Source organism: Halorussus rarus (genome assembly GCF_003369835.1).
Lineage (GTDB): Archaea > Halobacteriota > Halobacteria > Halobacteriales > Haladaptataceae > Halorussus > Halorussus rarus.
This window is the reverse complement of the sequence record NZ_QPMJ01000002.1, coordinates 779,867-797,528: the sequence shown is the minus strand read 5'-3', so window position 1 is coordinate 797,528 and position 17,662 is coordinate 779,867. Positions and strand designations below refer to the sequence as shown.

16 protein-coding genes are annotated in these 17,662 nt (G+C 70.2%); 9 read left to right on the top strand and 7 right to left on the bottom strand.

Annotated features, from left to right (window positions below):
- Window positions 1-61: 61 nt before the first annotated feature.
- Together DVR07_RS12265 and DVR07_RS12260 are read right to left on the bottom strand one after the other, a co-directional pair.
- Window positions 62-1,210, bottom strand: coding sequence for a coiled-coil domain-containing protein (locus tag DVR07_RS12265; RefSeq protein WP_115797573.1), 1,149 nt, complete (start codon window positions 1,208-1,210; stop codon window positions 62-64).
- Window positions 1,211-1,325: 115 nt separating this feature from the next.
- The gene (locus DVR07_RS12260) at window positions 1,326-1,973 is read right to left on the bottom strand and encodes a DUF1405 domain-containing protein (RefSeq protein WP_115797572.1); all 648 of its coding nucleotides are present in this window, start codon (window positions 1,971-1,973) and stop codon (window positions 1,326-1,328) included.
- 213 nt (window positions 1,974-2,186) lie between these two features.
- Here DVR07_RS12260 and DVR07_RS12255 point away from each other — a divergent pair, with 213 nt between their 5' ends.
- Window positions 2,187-2,543: a DUF5802 family protein gene (locus tag DVR07_RS12255; protein ID WP_115797571.1), complete on the top strand. Its 357-nt coding sequence runs from the start codon at window positions 2,187-2,189 to the stop codon at window positions 2,541-2,543.
- 105 nt (window positions 2,544-2,648) lie between these two features.
- Entirely contained in the window at window positions 2,649-2,948 is a 300-nt protein-coding gene (locus DVR07_RS12250; protein WP_115797570.1) for a hypothetical protein, read from the top strand.
- Window positions 2,949-2,979: 31 nt separating this feature from the next.
- On the opposite strand, the gene carB is transcribed toward DVR07_RS12250, so the two are convergent.
- On the bottom strand, window positions 2,980-6,273 hold the full coding sequence (carB, locus tag DVR07_RS12245) for a carbamoyl-phosphate synthase large subunit (protein WP_115797569.1): 3,294 nt from the start codon (window positions 6,271-6,273) through the stop codon (window positions 2,980-2,982).
- A gap of 420 nt (window positions 6,274-6,693) precedes the next feature.
- Between carB and DVR07_RS12240 the strand changes: the two genes are divergently transcribed.
- The gene (locus DVR07_RS12240) at window positions 6,694-7,287 is read left to right on the top strand and encodes an NUDIX hydrolase (protein ID WP_115797568.1); all 594 of its coding nucleotides are present in this window, start codon (window positions 6,694-6,696) and stop codon (window positions 7,285-7,287) included.
- Between the two features lie 57 nt (window positions 7,288-7,344).
- On the opposite strand, the gene DVR07_RS12235 is transcribed toward DVR07_RS12240, so the two are convergent.
- Window positions 7,345-7,995 (bottom strand): MogA/MoaB family molybdenum cofactor biosynthesis protein, encoded by a 651-nt coding sequence (locus tag DVR07_RS12235; protein ID WP_115797567.1) that lies wholly within the window; start codon window positions 7,993-7,995, stop codon window positions 7,345-7,347.
- Window positions 7,996-8,183: 188 nt separating this feature from the next.
- On the opposite strand from DVR07_RS12235, the gene DVR07_RS12230 reads away from it, so the two are divergent.
- Window positions 8,184-9,230, top strand: coding sequence for a zinc-binding dehydrogenase (locus DVR07_RS12230; RefSeq protein WP_115797566.1), 1,047 nt, complete (start codon window positions 8,184-8,186; stop codon window positions 9,228-9,230).
- Window positions 9,227-9,610: a hypothetical protein gene (locus DVR07_RS12225; protein WP_115797565.1), complete on the top strand. Its 384-nt coding sequence runs from the start codon at window positions 9,227-9,229 to the stop codon at window positions 9,608-9,610. The genes DVR07_RS12230 and DVR07_RS12225 overlap by 4 nt, the downstream gene beginning before the upstream one ends.
- 27 nt (window positions 9,611-9,637) lie before the next feature.
- On the opposite strand, the gene DVR07_RS22370 is transcribed toward DVR07_RS12225, so the two are convergent.
- Entirely contained in the window at window positions 9,638-10,120 is a 483-nt protein-coding gene (locus tag DVR07_RS22370; RefSeq protein ID WP_240318879.1) for a desampylase, read from the bottom strand.
- A gap of 165 nt (window positions 10,121-10,285) precedes the next feature.
- On the opposite strand from DVR07_RS22370, the gene DVR07_RS22365 reads away from it, so the two are divergent.
- Complete coding sequence (locus tag DVR07_RS22365) at window positions 10,286-11,779, top strand: hypothetical protein (protein ID WP_240147531.1); 1,494 nt, start codon at window positions 10,286-10,288, stop codon at window positions 11,777-11,779.
- Here DVR07_RS22365 and DVR07_RS12215 read toward each other — a convergent pair.
- Window positions 11,757-12,608: a PspA/IM30 family protein gene (locus tag DVR07_RS12215; protein WP_193570138.1), complete on the bottom strand. Its 852-nt coding sequence runs from the start codon at window positions 12,606-12,608 to the stop codon at window positions 11,757-11,759. The genes DVR07_RS22365 and DVR07_RS12215 overlap by 23 nt on opposite strands.
- Window positions 12,609-13,086: 478 nt before the next feature.
- On the opposite strand from DVR07_RS12215, the gene DVR07_RS12210 reads away from it, so the two are divergent.
- A complete protein-coding gene (locus DVR07_RS12210; RefSeq protein ID WP_115797563.1) occupies window positions 13,087-13,701 on the top strand; it encodes an alpha/beta hydrolase in 615 nt (204 codons plus the stop codon).
- A 50-nt stretch (window positions 13,702-13,751) separates the two neighbouring features.
- Here the strand turns inward: DVR07_RS12210 and DVR07_RS12205 are convergent, their stop codons facing one another.
- Window positions 13,752-14,873, bottom strand: a complete 1,122-nt coding sequence (locus DVR07_RS12205; RefSeq protein ID WP_115797562.1) for a S1C family serine protease — start codon at window positions 14,871-14,873, stop codon at window positions 13,752-13,754.
- A gap of 171 nt (window positions 14,874-15,044) precedes the next feature.
- On the opposite strand from DVR07_RS12205, the gene pyrG reads away from it, so the two are divergent.
- Both pyrG and guaA read left to right on the top strand, forming a co-directional pair.
- Complete coding sequence (gene pyrG / locus DVR07_RS12200) at window positions 15,045-16,745, top strand: glutamine hydrolyzing CTP synthase (RefSeq protein WP_115797561.1); 1,701 nt, start codon at window positions 15,045-15,047, stop codon at window positions 16,743-16,745.
- Window positions 16,745-17,662 (top strand): glutamine-hydrolyzing GMP synthase, encoded by a 918-nt coding sequence (gene guaA / locus DVR07_RS12195; RefSeq protein ID WP_115797560.1) that lies wholly within the window; start codon window positions 16,745-16,747, stop codon window positions 17,660-17,662. Before pyrG ends, guaA begins: the two co-directional genes overlap by 1 nt.

Below are 17,662 nucleotides of genomic sequence, written 5' to 3'. Positions count from 1 at the left end.
GGAATCGCGCGCCCAAAAGCGTGTCTCTCGGTCGCGTCCCGGCGTCGCCGGCCGGCGAGACCTACGCGGCCGGCGCGACGGCGGGCGCTTCGAGCGCGGTCGAGACGTGACCGAAGAGGCCGGGAGTCGCGGTGACGGTCGCCAGGACCGTCTCGGTCGGGCCGTCGACCGCCGCGACCGTGCTCCGGACGCCGTCGGCCGCGCCGGCGGGCGTTCCGTCGCTGCCCGGTCCGCCGCTGCTGGCGTTCCCGTCGCCGTTGCCGCGGCGACTCGGCGGGTCGCCGTCGCCGCTCTGTCCCGCACCCCTGTTGCCGTTACCGACGTTCGTGACGTTGTTACCCTCGGAGCCCACGCCGGCGCCGTTCGCTCCGGTGGCGTTGCCCGCGGCGTCCTCGCTACCGACGCCGGGTCGGTCTCCGTCGCCGACGGCGGTCCCGTTCCCGAGGTCGGTGCCGTTCTCGAGGCCGAGCCCGTTGCCGGTTCCGTTGGCGTTGCCGGCGCCGGGCCGCTCGCCGTTCGCCGGGCCGGCCCGGCCGTTTCCTGGAGCGACGGGGGTGGTGCCGACGCCGGTCACGTTGCGCGCGACCGCCGCGAGCTCGGGCCCGGACAGGTTCGCGGTCGCGGTCCGGAGCGTGCCGAGCGCCTCGGGGTCGACGCCGACCTCCTCGGCGCGGTCCGCGGTGGCGTCGACGGCCGATTCGAGCGCGTTGATCCGGCCGACGAGGCCGCTTATCTTGGCCTTGTACGCCGCCTCGCTCGCGTTGCCGGCGGCGCGCTCGGCGACGAGTTCGGCCTTGCGCTCCCGGAGTTCGGCCAGCGTCGAATTGAGCTCCTCGGTCCGGCGCTCGACGAGCCGGACGCGCTCCGACCGGTTCTCGGTGCCGTTGAACGCCGCGCCCCACATGCCGGTCTCGACCGCGCCGTCGACCTCCGCGGCGCTCGTCTGCATGAACGCCGAGATGTCCGCGCCCAGTGCCGAGCCGCCGGTGGAGTTGTTCGCCGCGTCCTGGGCGGCGGCGCCGGCCCGGACCTCGGCAGCGTCGACGTCTGCGGGGACCGGCGAGGCGGTGCGCTCGGCGCCGTCGCGGTCGGCGGTATCGTCCGCGACGCGCTCCGCGCCATCGTGGACCGTCGCGCCCGCCGCGACGCCGGCGGTCACCGCGCCGCCGACGACGATCAGCGCCAGCAGGAGGGCTCGGTAGAGGCTCATCGGTTCCTCCTATACCCCCGTGACTTAAAAAGGCCGAGATTCGTTCGTTCCGTTCACGCCCCCGACTCGGGGAGTCAGGTGTCTCCTTAGAGTTTAAAATCGGCTTAGAACCTTCCTACGTAGCCCCGCCGTCGGCCGGGAGGCGGTCGAACGCGCTCGCGGCCGCCGCGACCGCCAGCACCGAGAGCGCGACGGTCGCGACGGGAAGCACCAGGCCGGGGTCGTACCGGAGCGGCGGGTGGTAGCCCAGCAGGTAGTCGACCGCGTCGTTGGCCAGCAGGGCGACGAGCGCCGTCGCCAGGGCCCCGCGCGTGGTGGCGCCGAAGTACGGCAGCACCCCCGCTTCGCCCACGAATCCGAGGTGGGTGACGACGATGAACCAGTACGACCAGAACGCGTCGGGGTTCCACGGCGGCCCGAAGTACGCCCCGAAGCCGAGGTTGAGCGCCACGAACGTCCAGATGCCGTACTTGACCAGCCACGCGAACGCGAGCGTGTGGAGGTACGCAAGCGCCCGATTTCTGGGCGCCTCGTCGAGCGGCCGACCCAGGTTCGGCAGGAGCGTGACCAGCGACAGCGTCACCAGGAACAGCGCGGCGGGCGAGTCGGCGTAGTACGGCCAGAGGTAGATCGGGACCTCGGGTAGCGTCTCGACGTAGAACTCGATCCCGACGAGGATCGCCAGCACGTTCACGGCCACGAGCCACGCGAGGTTCGGCCCGTCCTCCAGGTACCGTCGCGCGTACCGCTCCAGCGTCGCCATGCAGGTGACCGGGGGCGCCAGCGACAAAGGTCTTCCCGGACCGCGACGGCGCCCGGGGCCGCAACTTCCGACCCCAAGAATGGGGCTTGACGGTCCTTGAGAGTGCGGGGCCGCCAACCCCAAGTCGAAACTCATTAAATAGTGGACTTACTCTTCTATATAAGTGTTTACGTAACCTTTATCACTGGGCAGTGGTATACGACAACACGACCCATGTTCGAGGAGTTTTCGAGCGGCTACTACCTCGGGCGGCTCTACGTCGAACCGTCCGACGGGGAACACGCGGTCATGCGCCGCGACGACCACCGGCGCATCAACGAGCAACTGTACACCACCGGCGAGGGCGTCGAACGGCTCGACAATCCGCTCGTGATGAAGGTAGACCGGCGCCACGTCGCCGTCCACGGCGGCGACGGCGTCCCCGAGGGGACGCTCGCGCTTCCCGAGGGGCTCCTCGACGACACCCGAATCCGGAACCCGCCGACGCTCAAGGAGGTGCTACTGGCGAAGGCCGACCGGGCCGACCAGTTGCTCCGGTACCAGGAGACGACCCCCGGCGTCGGCACCTGAATCCGGAGTCGCTGACCCTGTGTCCCTACTACGTGGACCGGCAGCCGGGCGATTATTTTCCAAGATGGAAAACAAATTTAATCGACGCGGCGCGTAGTGGCGACCATGGCGAAACCCGTTCTCGGCTCGGACAACCCCCTGACGTACACGGAGGTCCACGCCCTCGTCCTGGGCGGGGTCGTCGGCGTCCTCGCGGGCTACGGCCACGTCATCGGTCGGACCGACCTGGCGACCTGGCTCACGGCGGCGTTCGTCGCCGCGGCGCTGGGCCTCGGGGTCGCCGGCAGACTGTCGAAGGCCCAGGCGACCGTGCGGCGCGAGCCGTGGTACGCGCTCGCGGCCCTGCTGGTCGGCGGAACCGCCGCCGTGGCGTTGCTGGGCGGCGGGACGGCGATGGTCGCGTGAGAAATCGGCTACAGTTCTCGGTTCCGCGGCGCTACTTGCCCCACTCGCGGACCCGCTTCGGCCGGTCGCCGACCGGCTGGACGTCGAGGGGTTCGTCCCGGGCGCCGAGCGCCTCCAGCGCGGCCGCGGCGCTGGCCTCGGTCGAGAAGTAGGTGATCTCCTCCTCGACCGCGGTCTCCAGCAGGTCGCGGTTCCGCGAGACGATGAGGTCGATGTCGCCGTCGAGGACCGCCCGCTTCGCGCGCTCGGTCCACTCGGCCTCGTCGTCGCCGAACTCGTCGGGCGTGACGACCTCGAAGTACGTGCCGAACTCCTCGGTGCTGAAGTACTCCCCGAAGTCGTCGGTGAGGTCGACCAGCGCGGTGCCGCCCGACGGGATGGGCTTGCCGGTCGAGTCCTGGGCCTTGTCGTAGGCCTTGCCGAACGTGTCGGCGGTGCCCATGACCTCGCCGGTGGACTTCATCTCCGGGCCGAGCCGGGGGTCGCTGCCCGGCAGGCGGTCGAACGGCAGCACGACCTCCTTGACGCTGATCTGCTCGGGCACCTGTTCGTCGATTTCGAGGTCGGCCAGCGACTCGCCGGCCATCACCTTCGCGGCGAGCTTCGCGATGGGGACGCCCGTCGCCTTCGAGACGAACGGGACCGTCCGCGAGGACCGCGGGTTGGCCTCCAGCACGTACACCTCGCCGTCCTGCACGGCCAGTTGGACGTTCAGCAGCCCCACGGTGTCGAGCGCCACCGCGATGTCCTTGACGACCTCCCGGACCCGACCGAGGGTCTCGTCGTCGAGTGCGCGCGGCGGGATCATGCAGGCCGAGTCGCCCGAGTGGACCCCGGCGGTCTCGACGTGCTCCATGATTCCCCCTATCAGCACGTCCTCGCCGTCCGCCACGGCGTCGACGTCGAGCTCCACCGCGTCGGCGAGGAACTCGTCGACGAGGATGGGCTTGTCGGGGCTGACCCTGACGGCCTCCTCCATGTACTCCTTGAGTTCCTCGTCGTCGTGGACGACGTCCATCGCGCGGCCGCCGAGCACGTACGAGGGCCGGACGAGCACCGGGTAGCCGATGTCGTGGGCGAGGTCGAGCGCTTCCTCCTCGCTGGTCGCGGAGCCGCCCTCGGGCTGGGCGACGCCGAGGTCGTCCATCAGGCGGTTGAACCGGTCGCGGTCCTCCGCGAGGTCCATCGCCTCGACCGACGTCCCGAGGATGTCGCAGTCGAGGCCGCGGCGGTCGAGCTCGGCCTCCAGCGGGTCGCCGATGTCGACCGAGGTCTGGCCGCCGAACTGGACCATCACGCCGTCGGCGTTGGTGGCCTCGACCACGTCGGCGACCTCCTCGGCGGTGATGGGCTCGAAGAACAGGCCGTCGGAGGTGTCGTAGTCGGTCGAGACCGTCTCGGGGTTGTTGTTCACGACGTGGGCGTCGATGCCCTGCTCGCGCAGCGCGCGGACCGCGTGGACCGAGCAGTAGTCGAACTCGACGCCCTGCCCGATGCGGATGGGGCCGCCGCCGACCACGACCACGCTCTCGACGTTGCGGTCGACCTGGACCTCGTCGCGGCCCAGGCCGTCGCCGGGACGGCGCGAGGAGTAGTAGTACGGCGTCGATGCCGCGAACTCCCCGGCGCAGGTGTCGACCTGCTTGAAGTCGCGGTCGGGCGAGCCCGCCTCGACGTCCTCGACCGTCACGCCCGCGCCGTCGGCGAGCTTCTCGTCGTCCGCGCCTGCGTCGTCGCCGGCGCTGCTCTCGGCCGGAATCCACGACGAGTGGGTGTCGGCGAACTCGCCGCCCGCCATCGCGGTGATCTCGTGGTCGGTGAAGCCGATCTCGGCGGCCTCACCGAACTCGCCGTCCTGAGCCGCGACCGCGGCGTCCGCGACGTTCTCGTAGCGCTCGACGTACCACTCGTAGATGCCGGTCAGGTCGACGACCTCCTCGACCGAGTAACCCCGGTCGAACGCCTCGAACATGGCGTACGGGCGGTCGGGCGTCGGCGCCTCCAGGTAGTCGGTCTCGAGGGTCTCGTCGTCGACCTCGGCCCAGTCGGCCGCGGGGTCGTACTCCGAGGAGCGCAGCGCCTTCAGCAGGCTCTCCTCGAACGTCCGGCCGATGGCCATCGCCTCGCCGGTCGACTTCATCGCGGTGCCCAGCTCGAAGTCGACGTCCGGGAACTTGTCCTTGGGCCAGCGCGGGACCTTGGTGACCACGTAGTCGATGGCCGGCTCGAAGGCGGCGGTGGTCTGGCCCGTGATCTCGTTCTCGATCTCGTGGAGGCGCTTGCCCAGCGCGACCTTCGCGGTCACCCGGGCGATGGGGTAGCCCGTCGCCTTCGACGCGAGCGCCGAGGACCGCGAGACCCGGGGATTGACCTCGACGACGCGGTACTCCCCGCCGGGGGTGCCGTCGTCGCGCCACGCGAACTGGATGTTGCAGCCGCCCTGGATGCCCAGGTCCCGGATGACCTCGAGCGCGGCGTCGCGCATCTCCTGGTGGCCGTCGTCGGGGATGACCTGGCTGGGCGTCACGACGGTCGACTCGCCGGTGTGGATGCCCATCGGGTCGATGTTCTCCATGTTGCAGATGATGATGCACGAGTCGCCGGCGTCGCGCATCACCTCGTACTCGAGCTCGACCCAGCCGGCGATGGACTCGGTGATGAGCACCTCGCCGTTCCGCGAGAGCCGCAGGCCCTTCCTGACGCGCTCGAGCAGTTCGTCCATCTCCTCGACCACGCCCGACCCCGAGCCGCCGAGGGTGTAGGTGGTCCGGGCGATGACCGGCAGGCCGCCGACCTCCTCGACCGCGGCCTCGACGCGGTCCCGGAGGTCGCTCTCGGTGATACCGGAGAGCTCCTCGTCGTCGTCCAGCGTGATGGTGGTCGAGCGCGCGACCGGCTGGCCCAGGTCCCGCATGCGCTGGCGGAACAGGTCGCGGTCCTCGGTGGCGTAGATGGTGTCCAGCGGCGTGCCCATGATGTCGACGTCGTACTCCTCGAGCACGCCCTCCTCGGAGAGCTCGGCGGTGACGTTCAGCCCGGTCTGGCCGCCCAGCCCCGCGATGACGCCGTCGGGGTTCTCCTTCCGGATGATCTCGGCGATGGCCTCGGTGGTGATGGGCTCGATGTACACCTCGTCGGCCATCTCCGGGTCGGTCATGATGGTCGCCGGGTTGGAGTTGACCAGCACGACTCGCGCGCCCTCCTCCTGCAGCGCCCGGCAGGCCTGCGCGCCCGAGTAGTCGAACTCGGCGGCCTGGCCGATCTGGATCGGTCCGCTACCGATGAGCAGGATGGTCCGTCCGTCGCCTGCGGTGTCGTCGGTCATTCGTTGGTAGTGGGAAGTTCGCTCATCGTAATAAATCCGACGATAGATTACGAGTTCCGGAACGCAATTTCGAAATTCGTATTTCGGCGTTCGCGGGTCCGCGCTCCGTCCTCGCAGCGTGCTGACGCGGTTCTGGACCCCTCACCCCCGTGCGCTCGGGAACCAGCTGCGGGAGCGCACTCGCCGAATTCGGGTCGGCCGCACTCGGTGACACCGCCGACAGTTCGGGTGAACGAAAGGGGCCGGCCGCTCGCCGTCACGCGAGCGGCCGGGGCTTTCGGAAATATACGCGCGGTAATCGTTGACTGTACCCTCTCCTCCCGGACACGTGACTGCGACCGGAGACAGCCTGACCACCGCCTCTTCCGTCGCCGCGAACTATCGAAGACGGTTTTACCTATCCCCGACAAGCAGAGGCCAATGAGCACCGACGCCAACGACGGGGCTGACGAGGCCAGGACGTCCACTCCGGAGGAGCGCCACGAGAACGCACGCCAGCACGTCGTCGCCGTCGACGCCGACGACGAGCGACAGGACGTGGTCAACCGCCTCGACGCTCACACCGGCGACGGCATCCGCCACCGCGCGTTCACCTCGCTGGTGTTCGACGGCGAGGGAAACATCCTGCTGGCCCAGCGCGCCCCCGACAAGCGCCTCTGGGGGACGTGGTGGGACGGCACCGTCGCCTCCCACCCGGTCGAGGGTCAGAGCCAGGAGGAGGCGACCCGCCGGCGACTCGACGAGGAGCTGGGGGTCACGCCCGACCAGTACGACGACCTCCGGGTCACCGACCGGTTCGAGTACAAGCGCTACTTCGAGAACGCGGGCGTCGAGCACGAGGTCTGCGCCGTGCTGAAGCTCACGCTCGACGACACCGGCGTCGACCCGAACGAGGAGGAGGTCGCGGGTCTGATGTGGGTGCCCTACGAGCGGCTCCACGAGCACCCCGAGTGGTACCGCCAGCTCCGGCTCTGCCCGTGGTTCGAGATCGCGATGCGCCGGGACTTCGAGTAGGTCGGCGGCGCCGGTAGAACAGCAGTATCCCTCTCCCGGTACCTTCCGCTCCGGTAACTACTCCTCGCGCGAGGCGAGCCCGGCCAGGTGGCCGGCCTCCTCGACGATTATCTCCTCGACGCCGAGGCGGGCGGCGTTCTCGCTGCCCGGCAGGCAGAAGACGACCACCCCGTCGACCACGCCGGCGGTCGCGCGCGTGCCGACGACCCGCGTGCCGATCTCGTCGTGCGAGAGCAGCCGGAACAGCTCGCCGAACCCCGGCAGCTCCTTGTCGAAGAGCTGGCCCGCCGCCTCGATGGTCACGTCGTCGGGCGTCACGCCGGTCCCGCCGGTCGTGACGACGATGTCGACGTCCTCGCGCCCGACCAGCCCGGTGAGCGAGCTCTGGACGCCGTCGTAGCTGTCGCCGATGAGGTCGCGGCTCACCACCCTGTGGCCCGCGTCTTCGACCCCGGCGACCACGGCGTCGCCCGAGGGGTCGTCCGAGAGGCTCCGCGAGGACGAGACCGTCACGACCGCCGCGCCGAGCGAGTCGACGTCGTGGGCGTGGTGGTCGTGTGCGTCGTCGGCGTGCCCGCTGTCGTGCCCATCGTCGGAGGCGTCGGGGTCGTGGGCCTCCTCGTCGACGCCCTCCGCCGGCGCCGACTCCGACCCGTCGTCCTCGTCGTCGCGGTCGCGCCGCGTGTCGCGCGATTGGAAATCGACCATGCGCGAGTATTTGACAGACAGCACCTTAAATCAAGGCGGCGAGTCGCGCTCGTGTCGGACTGATTACCGTCGGCTCCCCCCGCTCGAGGCTGGCGGCCGAAGCGTCCGCGACGACCGGCCGGGCGGACCGGTTGAGGGACAGGACCAGTTGAGGTACAGTTTTACCACGCGAGACCCACGTGGTAGGTATGAAAGCCGTCCAGTTCAGCGAGCACGGGGACCGGAGCGTCATCGAGTACGACGACTTCACGGACCCGACGCCGGACCGCGACGAGGTACTGGTCGACGTGAAGGCGGGCGCGCTCAACCACCTCGACGTCTGGACCCGGAAGGGGCTCCCGGGCATCGACCTCGACATGCCCCACATTCCCGGCAGCGACGCGGCGGGCGTCGTCCTCGAGGTCGGCGAGGACGTGACCCGGTTCGAGCCGGGCGACCGCGTGGCGGTCTCGGCGGGCGTCTACTGCGGGAAGTGCGAGTACTGCCGCCACGGCGAGTACTCGATATGCGTCAACTTCCACATCATCGGCGAGCACGTCCGGGGCGTCCACAGCGAGCGCGCGGCGGTGCCCGAGGACAACCTCGTCGAGGTTCCCACGGGCGTCGAGTGGGAGACCGCGGCGGCCGCACCGCTCGTGTTCCAGACCGCGTGGCGGATGCTGCTCAACCGCGGCGACCTCACGTCGGGCGAGTCGGTACTGGTGCTCGGCGCCTCCGGCGGCGTCGGCCACGCCGCGGTCCAAGTCGCGGACTACGCCGGCGCGGAGGTGTACGCCACCGCCTCCTCGGACGAGAAGCTGGAGTACGCCGAGGAGATCGGCGCCGACCGCACCGTCAACTACGAGGACGAGGACTTCGCCGACGCCGTCCGCGAGTGGACCGGCAAGCGCGGCGTCGACATGGTGGTCGACCACGTCGGCGAGGCGACCTACCCCGACTCGCTCAAGAGCCTCGCGAAGGGCGGCCGGGTCGTCACCTGCGGCGCGACCACCGGGCCGAACCCCGGCGCGGGCCTCAATCGCATCTTCTGGAATCAGCTCTCGGTCATCGGCTCGACCATGGCCAACCCCGGCGAGGTCGACGACGTGCTCGAACTGGTCTGGGACGGCACGTTCGAGCCCCGCATCCGGGAGGTCTTCCCGATGAGCGAGACCGCGCAAGCCCACGAGATGCTCGAGGACCGCGAGGGCTTCGGCAAGGTCGTCGTCGTGCCCGACGGCAGGTACGACGGATGACCGAGGACACCTACACTCACCGCCCGGGCGAGGTCGGCGACGTCGACGAGGGCCGGGGCGGTCGGCGGAGCGGCCCCGGCGAGGTCGGCGACGTCGACGAGGGCCGGGGCGGTCGGCGGAGCGGCCCCGACGAGGACGGCGTCGACCCGGCCGCCGACGAGTTCGACCCCGCCGCGCCGGTCGAGCGCGGCCGCGAGGAGTGGGACTGGCGCGGCTGGGTGCTGGTCGGCGTCATCGCCCTCTGCTTCCTGGTGGTTCCGGCGGCCATCCTCTACCTCCCGCCGGTCCGCCCCTACAAGTTCGCCTACCTCGTCCTGCCGATGATCCCGGCCATCCTGCTCGGCGCGACCGCGGTCTGGTCGGCCCAGCGCAGCGAGTGAGGTCGCGCAGTCCCCGCGACTCCGCCGTCACGCGGACTCCGCGTCCGCGAGTCGGACCGTCTCCTCGACGAACTCCTCGCCGTTCCAGCGCCACGCCCCGAGCGAGGCCTCTGGTTCTCCTTCGTCGTTCCCCAACGAGACGATGACGTACGACCTGTCGGGCCACGTCGCCTGCGCGGCGTCGGTGGCGCTCGGGGCGGCCGGTCCCCGCGGATGCGAGTGGTAGAAACCCACTACTTCCCGGCCCGCGTCCTCGATCCGCTCCAGCAGGTCGAGCTGCTCGCGGGGATCGATTTCGTAGCGCGTCCGGGGCGTCTCGGCGACGTTTGCGGCCGGGTGTCGGCTCTCGACGCGGTGTCGTGTCCGGTCGGCTTCGCCTCGAGCCTCACGAACACCCGCGAGGATCCCGCAGACCTCCTCGGGCGCACCCTCGCGAGCGTGTGCGACGATTTCGTCGCGAACTGACGCGGGGACGGCGATGACCGGACGGTCGGTGTCGTCGGTCGTCACTGGCTGTCTGTCGTCCGATTCGCGGTTCGTCGGGATAAGTGCTGGTTCTCGCGGCGTCTCCCTCGACGACCTCCGGACCGCTCCCGAACTCCCCGCGAGCCCCCGACCGCTGTCGGCAGCCGGAGGACCCGGGGCCTTTAGGCGCTTCGGCGCGTGCGTGGCTCCATGGCAGGGGGAGCGCGGCTCGCCCTCGCGCTGGCGGTCGTGCTCGCGTTCGCGGGCGCGTCCCCCGCGGCGGGCGACCGGCACTCGGGGCTGACCGATTCGATTCCGGCGGCGGGCGACCGAACGGCGGAATCGACAGCGAAGGACGCGACGACTGCGGCAGTGACGCCCGACGACGCGGCGGCGACCGGTGCGCCGACCGACGACGCAGGGGCCGACGGGACCACGACCTGGACGGCCGACCAATCGGCCGACGAGACGGTCGAGATCGAAACCGAGGGGTTCGACCCCGACTACGACCCGGCGACGGTGCTCGACCGGGTCGAGCGCCTCCGCGACCTCCCGGCGCTCCAGGGCATCACGCTCCACGAGTACGAGCCGCCGGCCGACGAGACCTACGACGCCCGGGACGTGTTCGGCGGGATTCGGCCGGCCGGCGCGAAGGCGCTCCAGCTGTACTCGAACGCGTCGACCGAGCGCCGCGCGCCCCTCGGGTACACGGTCGAGCGCCAGGCCGCCGTCCACATCTACCTGCTCAACGACTCCGCGCTGGCGGCGTTCAACGTCTCCCAGCGGGCGGTGCTGGCCCACGAGTTCGTCCACGCGCTCCAGTTCCAGCACGACCTGCTGTCGCCCTCGCGCGCGGCGCTCCAGTCGGAGTTCCCGCGCTGGACGACCGACGCCCGGCTGGTCACCACGGCGCTGGTCGAGGGCGACGCTATGTGGGTCACCGAGCAGTACCTCCGGCGGTACGGCGGGGGCGACTACTCGGTCACCGAGTACAACCGGACGCTGACCCGGCCGGCCTGGACCCACAGCGTCGCCGGCACGCCCTACTACTACGGATACGCGTTCTACGAGCGAGCCGGCAGCGCCCCGACCGAGCGGACCGCCGCGATCCGGGACCCGCCGGGCTCGACCGCCGAACTGCTCCATCCCGGCGAACGCCTCGAACCCGCGTCGATACCCGACGCCCCGGAGATTCCCGAGTCCGCGGAGTTCTCGCGGATTCACGCCGACACCGCGGGCGAACTCGTCGTCCGGCACGCGCTCCGGATGAACGGCCTGTCGTTCTCCCGGGCCGCCGCGGCCGCCGACGGGTGGGCGGCCGACCGGATGTTCTACTACGCCGCCGGGGGCGCGGCCGGGCCGGCGACCCGCTGGGTGACGGTCTGGGAGTCGGCGGGCGAGGCCCGGGAGTTCGCCGACGCGTGGCGCGCGATGCTGGCGGCGAACGGCGCGGCCGCACCCGGCGGGGAGGGCGACGGGACCGTCTCCGTGCCGGCCAGCGACCAGGCGCCGGGGATGCACTACGAGATAGCGCGCGACGGTGCGACGGTCCGCATCACCGCGGCCGAGCGGCCCGAGACGGTCGACCGGCTCGGCGACGCGATAGCGGAGGGCGCGGAGGCGGCGGTCGATTCGGAGCCGGACGTCGATTCGGCCGCCGGAACGAACGAGAGCGGCGCGGTCAGCTCTCCTCGTCGTCCTTGAGCTCCTCGAGTTCGGCCTCGACGTCCTCGTCGACGGGTTCGCCCTCGGTCTCGACCTCCGTCTCCAGGTCGGCCTCCAGATCGGTCTCGGCGTCGGCGGGTTCGGCCTCCGAGTCGCTCGAATCGGTCGAGCCCTTGCCCATCTCGGTCTTGAGCGTCTCGAGTTCGGCGTCGACCTCGCCGGAGGTCCGGACCTCCTCGAGCTCGCGGTCGAGGCTGTCCTTGTCCGAGAGCGCGTCCTCGAAGACGCCCGAGTCCTGGAGCTCGTCCATCGCCTGCGAGCGAGCCTCCATGTCCTCGGTGCGCTCCTCGGCGCGCTCGATGGCCCGACCGACGTCCTCCATCTCGTCGCCGGCGCCGGTCATCGCCTCCGAGACGCGTGTCTGAGCCTCGGCGGCCTCGTAGCGGGCCTTCATGCTCTCCTTCTTCGTGCGGAACTCCTCGATGCGGTTCTGGAGCTCGTCCTTCTTCTCGACCAGGTTGTCCTGGGTGTTCTGGAGGCTGGCGATCTGTCCCTCCAGGTCCTCGATCTGGTTCATCTTCTGCTTCTTCTTCTCGAGCGCGCGCCGGGCGAGGTCCTCGCGGTCCTGGTTGACCGCCTCCCGGGCCTGCTCGTTGTGCTTCTCGACGTTCTCCTCGAGCCGGCGCTTCTGCATCTCGAGGCGCTTCTTCTGGGTGGTCAGGTCGGCGATGCCCTGCTTGACCTCCTGGAGCTCGTCGCGCATCTGCTCGTAGGAGTAGTCGAGCGTCTCCGACGGGTCCTCGGCCCGATTCAGGACGGCGTTTATCTTCGACCGGACGACGTACGACATGCGTGAAAGCACTCCCATATCCCCTCATTCGTGACCTGACCCTTAAAATCCTCACCTCTCCAACAGTCGTCTGACGAGCGTTCGACGGTGGGCCAGGCGAGCGGTCGGCTGGCGTCGACTCTGCGCGCTCGGTGACACAGTCCTCCGGCGAACGCTCGGTGACGCGATCCACCTGGCAGACGCTCGGTGACGTAATCGCTGTTGGGGTGGATGAAAGGGGCCGCTCGCTCGCGTTCACCTTGTCGTCTCAGCAGGCCACTATTCGATGCGCAGAGCGCAGCGAGGCGCGAGAATATCCTGCTGAGTCGTTCGAAAATCGAAGATTTCGTGATCACGAGAGAGCGTCGCTCTCTCGGACGACGACCGCGAGCGAGCGGGGGCTTTCTGGGGGTCACAGTCCGGGAATCGACTTCGGTTGGTGTTGACCAATCAGAAGATACGACCGCCACGAACCCGGAGTACAACCCTTATCCGGTCGCTCGCACTACGGACGCGCATGCACTCCGAGGACCTGCCGATTCCCGGCGGCCGGGACGTTCGCGCGACCCTCGACGCTCCCGACGACGCCGACCCCGAGACCGTAATCGTCGCGTGCCCGCCCCACCCGCAGCACCGGGGCCACCGCGGCGACCAGCGGCTGACCGCGGTGAGCGAGGCGCTGGTCGCCGCGGGAATCGCCTGCCTCCGGTTCGACTACGGCGACTGGGACGAGGGGTACGGCGAGCGCGAGGACGCCCGCAACGCGCTCCGGTGGGCGCGCGACCGGTACGATACCGTCGGCGTCTTCGGTTTCAGCTTCGGCGGCGCGATCGCGGCGCTCGCGGCCGCGACGGTCGAACCGCAACCCGACGCGGTCTCGCTGCTCGCTCCGGCGTCGAGACTGGCGAGCGACCTCGACGCGGCCGCGGCGCTGGCAGACCTGACGGGACCGGTGCAGGTCGTCTACGGGACGCGCGACGACACCGCCGACTGGCGGCCGCTCGTGGAACGGGCGAGGGAGCTCGATCACGAGGTCGTGGAGCTGAGCGCGGACCACTTCTTCGTCGGCCAACAGGAGAAGGTCGCCGACCGCGTGTGCGAGTTCCTGGTCGGAGCGCTCGGGGCGGAGTAGTCCCCGCGCCGTGCGCCCGCGTCATCGGGAGGCGAGCTTCCGACCTCGGCTCAGGCGACCAGCTCGGGTCGCTCGCCGACCTCGACCGCAAGCGTCCGCACCTCGCCGTCGCGGCGCACCCGCATCGAGAGTTCGTCGCCGGGACTGGCTTCGAGCGCGAGGTACGCGTGGAGGTCCGTCGGCGCGTTGATCGACTCGCCCTCGACCGCGAGGACGGCGTCGCCGCCGACCGGGACGCGGAACCCCTCGACGCGCTCGGCGCTGGTGCAGGGCCGGAGCTGCCCGTCGGCCGGAACGCCGTCCGGCACCGAGACGACGAGCACGCCCTTCGCGCTCGGGAACTCGTTCGCGCGCGCGATGAGCTCCGTGACGGTCGCGGTCTCGGCGCCGAGGTACGGGTGGTCGTACTCGCCGTCGGCGATCAGCGCCGGCACCACCCGTCGGATCAACGGCGCCGAGATGGCGAACGCGATGTTGTCGCCGCCCCCGGAGTTGACCACGCCCAGCACGTCGCCCGAGAGGTTCACCAGCGGGCCGCCGGAGTTGCCGGGGTTGACGGGCGCGTCGGTCTGGACGGCGTTCGGAATCCGGTAGTCGCCGACCGGACTCGGCACCTGGCGGTCGACGCCGCTGACGATGCCCGAGGTGAGCGATCCCCGGAGCCCGTACGGGCTCCCGACGACCGCGACCCGGGTGCCGATCTCGGGCTCGGACTCCACGAGCGAGAGCGGTTCGGCGCCGTCCGGCGCCGAGGCCTCGACGACCGCGAGGTCGCTCCGCGGGTCGCGGCCGACGACCCGGCCGACCCGGGAGGTCTCCTCGTCGAACTGGACGCTCAGCCGGTCGGCGTCGCCCACCACGTGGTAGTTGGTGACGATGTGCGAGTCGTCGTAGAGGAACCCCGACCCCTGCGAGCCCGACGGGGTCCGGAGCAGCGTGACCCCGTCGGAGGTCCGGCGGTACACCCGGGTGTAGACGCTCCCCCGGTCGGCGGCGGTCGTGGCCGACGCGTCCCGGACGGGCGCCGCCGCGGTACCGGTCCCGGCCGACGGGCGTCCGGTACCTGCGGTCCCCCGATCGGGCGGCGAGTCTGACGAGCAGCCGGCGAGACCGCCTGCGGTCGCGGCGGCGAGCGCGCCGAGGAGGTCGCGCCGCGTTGGCTCGAATGGCATCGTCCGACGGTTCGACCGTCGGCTAAAGAAGATTGGGAAAGGGGCGACTTCCCGCCGCGGGCGGGCGTCCGGCTCCGAGTATCGTCCCCCCGACTGCCGGCGGTTCGAACCGGCTCGCGTCCGCAACTCGCGCTCCGAAATCGTTTTGAACAGCGCCCGCCGAAACCCAGTATGCCGACAGAACCGGAAACCGAATACGACCCCTCCCTCGGGAACAAGTTCATCTTCGTCACCGGGGGCGTCATGTCGGGACTCGGCAAGGGCATCACGGCCGCCAGCACCGGCCGTCTGCTCGCCAACGCCGGGTTCGACGTGACGGCAGTCAAAATCGACCCGTACCTCAACGTCGACGCGGGGACGATGAACCCCTTCCAGCACGGCGAGGTGTACGTCCTCAAGGACGGCGGCGAGGTCGACCTCGACCTGGGGAACTACGAGCGGTTCCTCGACGAGGACATGACGTTCGACCACAACGTCACCACGGGCAAGACCTACCAGCACGTCATCGAGAAGGAGCGGGCCGGCGACTACCTCGGCAAGACCGTCCAGATCATCCCCCACGTCACGGACGACATCAAGCGCCGCATCCGGGAGGCCGCCGAGGGCCACGACGTCTGCATCGTGGAGGTCGGCGGCACGGTGGGCGACATCGAGGGGATGCCCTTCCTCGAGGCGCTCCGGCAGTTCGCCCACGAGGAAGACGAGGAGGACTTCCTGCTGACCCACGTGACGCTGGTCCCCTACTCGAAGAACGGCGAGCAGAAGACCAAGCCGACCCAGCACTCGGTGAAGGAACTGCGCTCTATCGGCCTCCAGCCCGACATCCTCGTGGGGCGTTGCGAGGACGAACTCGACCCCTCGACCAAGGAGAAGATAGCCCTGTTCTGCGACGTGCCCACCGACGCGGTCTTCTCGAACCCCGACGTCGAGGACATCTACCACGTCCCGCTGATGGTCGAGGAGGAGGGTCTCGACGAGTACGTGATGGAGCAGTTCGACCTGACCGACGAGGCGATCCCGGCCGGCGAGCGCGACAACAGGTGGCGCGAGCTCGTGACCCAGGAGACCCATGGCGAGGTCGACATCGCGCTGGTCGGCAAGTACGACCTCGAGGACGCCTACATGTCGGTCAACGAGGCGCTCAAGCACGCCGGCCTCGAGAAGAACGTCGACGTGAACGTGCTGTGGGTCGACTCCGAGAAGATGGCCGAGGACCACGAGGAGCGGCTCTACGAGGCCGACGGCATCGTCGTCCCGGGCGGGTTCGGCTCCCGGGGGACCCGGGGGAAGATCGAGGCCATCCGGTACGCCCGCGAGAACGGCGTCCCGTACCTCGGGCTCTGCCTGGGCTTCCAGCTCGCGGTCGTGGAGTACGCCCGGAACGTGCTCGGCCTGGAGGGCGCCCACTCCGCCGAACTCGACGAGGAGACGCCCTACCCGGTCATCGACCTGCTGCCCGAGCAGTACGACCTCGAGGACCTGGGCGGCACGATGCGGCTGGGCGCCCACGAGACCGACATCGAGCCCGACACCCTCGCGGCCGAGGTGTACGGCGGAACGTCGTGCACCGAGCGCCACCGCCACCGCTACGAGGTCAACCCCGAGTTCTTCGACGCGTTCGAGGACTCCGGGCTGGTGTTCTCCGGACGGTCGGGCAACCGGATGGAGATCCTCGAACTGGCCGACCACCCGTACTTCTTCGGCACCCAGTTCCACCCCGAGTTCCGGTCCCGGCCGACCCGGGCGAGCCCCCCGTTCGTGGGGCTGCTGGAGGCGGTGCTCGACCGGACGGAGCAGCGGACCGGCGAGCAGTCCGGCGACGAAACGGATGCAGACGGCGAGGCGGAAGCTCCCGAGGAGGTCGAGGCCTGATGGTCGACACCGACGAGTTCGTCGACGAGAAGGTCGCCGAGATCCACGAGTCGGTCGGCGACGCAAACGCGGTCATCGCGCTGTCGGGCGGGGTCGACTCCTCGACCGCCGCCGCGCTGGCCTACGAGGCGGTCGGCGACCAGCTCACTCCGGTCTACGTCGACACCGGCCTGATGCGAAAGGGCGAGACCGACGAGATCCGCGAGACGTTCTCCTACATGGACAGCCTCCGCGTCGTGGACGCCCAGGACCGGTTCCTCGACGCGCTCTCGGGCGTCACCGACCCCGAGGAGAAGCGCCACGTCATCGGCGAGCAGTTCATCCGGGAGTTCGAGACCGTCGCCGAGGAGACCGGCGCCGACTATCTGGTCCAGGGCACCATCTACCCCGACCGCATCGAGAGCGAGGGCACCATCAAGTCCCACCACAACGTCGGCGGGCTGCCCGAGGTCGTCGACTTCGAGGGCATCGTCGAGCCGATGCGGGACCTCTACAAGGACGAGGTCCGGGAGGTCGCCCGGGCGCTCGACCTGGAGGAGATCATCGCCGAGCGCATGCCGTTCCCCGGTCCGGGCCTCGCGGTCCGCATCCTCGGGGAGGTCACCGCCGAGAAGCTGGAGGTCGCCCGCGAGGCGACCCACGTCGTCGAGGACGAGCTCGAGGAGTACGACCCGTGGCAGGCGTTCGCCGCGGTCCTCGGCAAGGCGACCGGCGTGAAGGGCGACAACCGGGTCCACGGCCACGTGGTCTCGGTCCGCTCCGTGGAGAGCCGCGACGGGATGACCGCCCGCGCCCAGGAGATCGACTGGGAGACCCTCCAGCGCATCCAGAGCCGCATCACCGGACAGAACGACAACGTCTCGCGGGTGGTGTACGACGTGACCCACAAGCCGCCCGCGACCATCGAGTACGAGTGA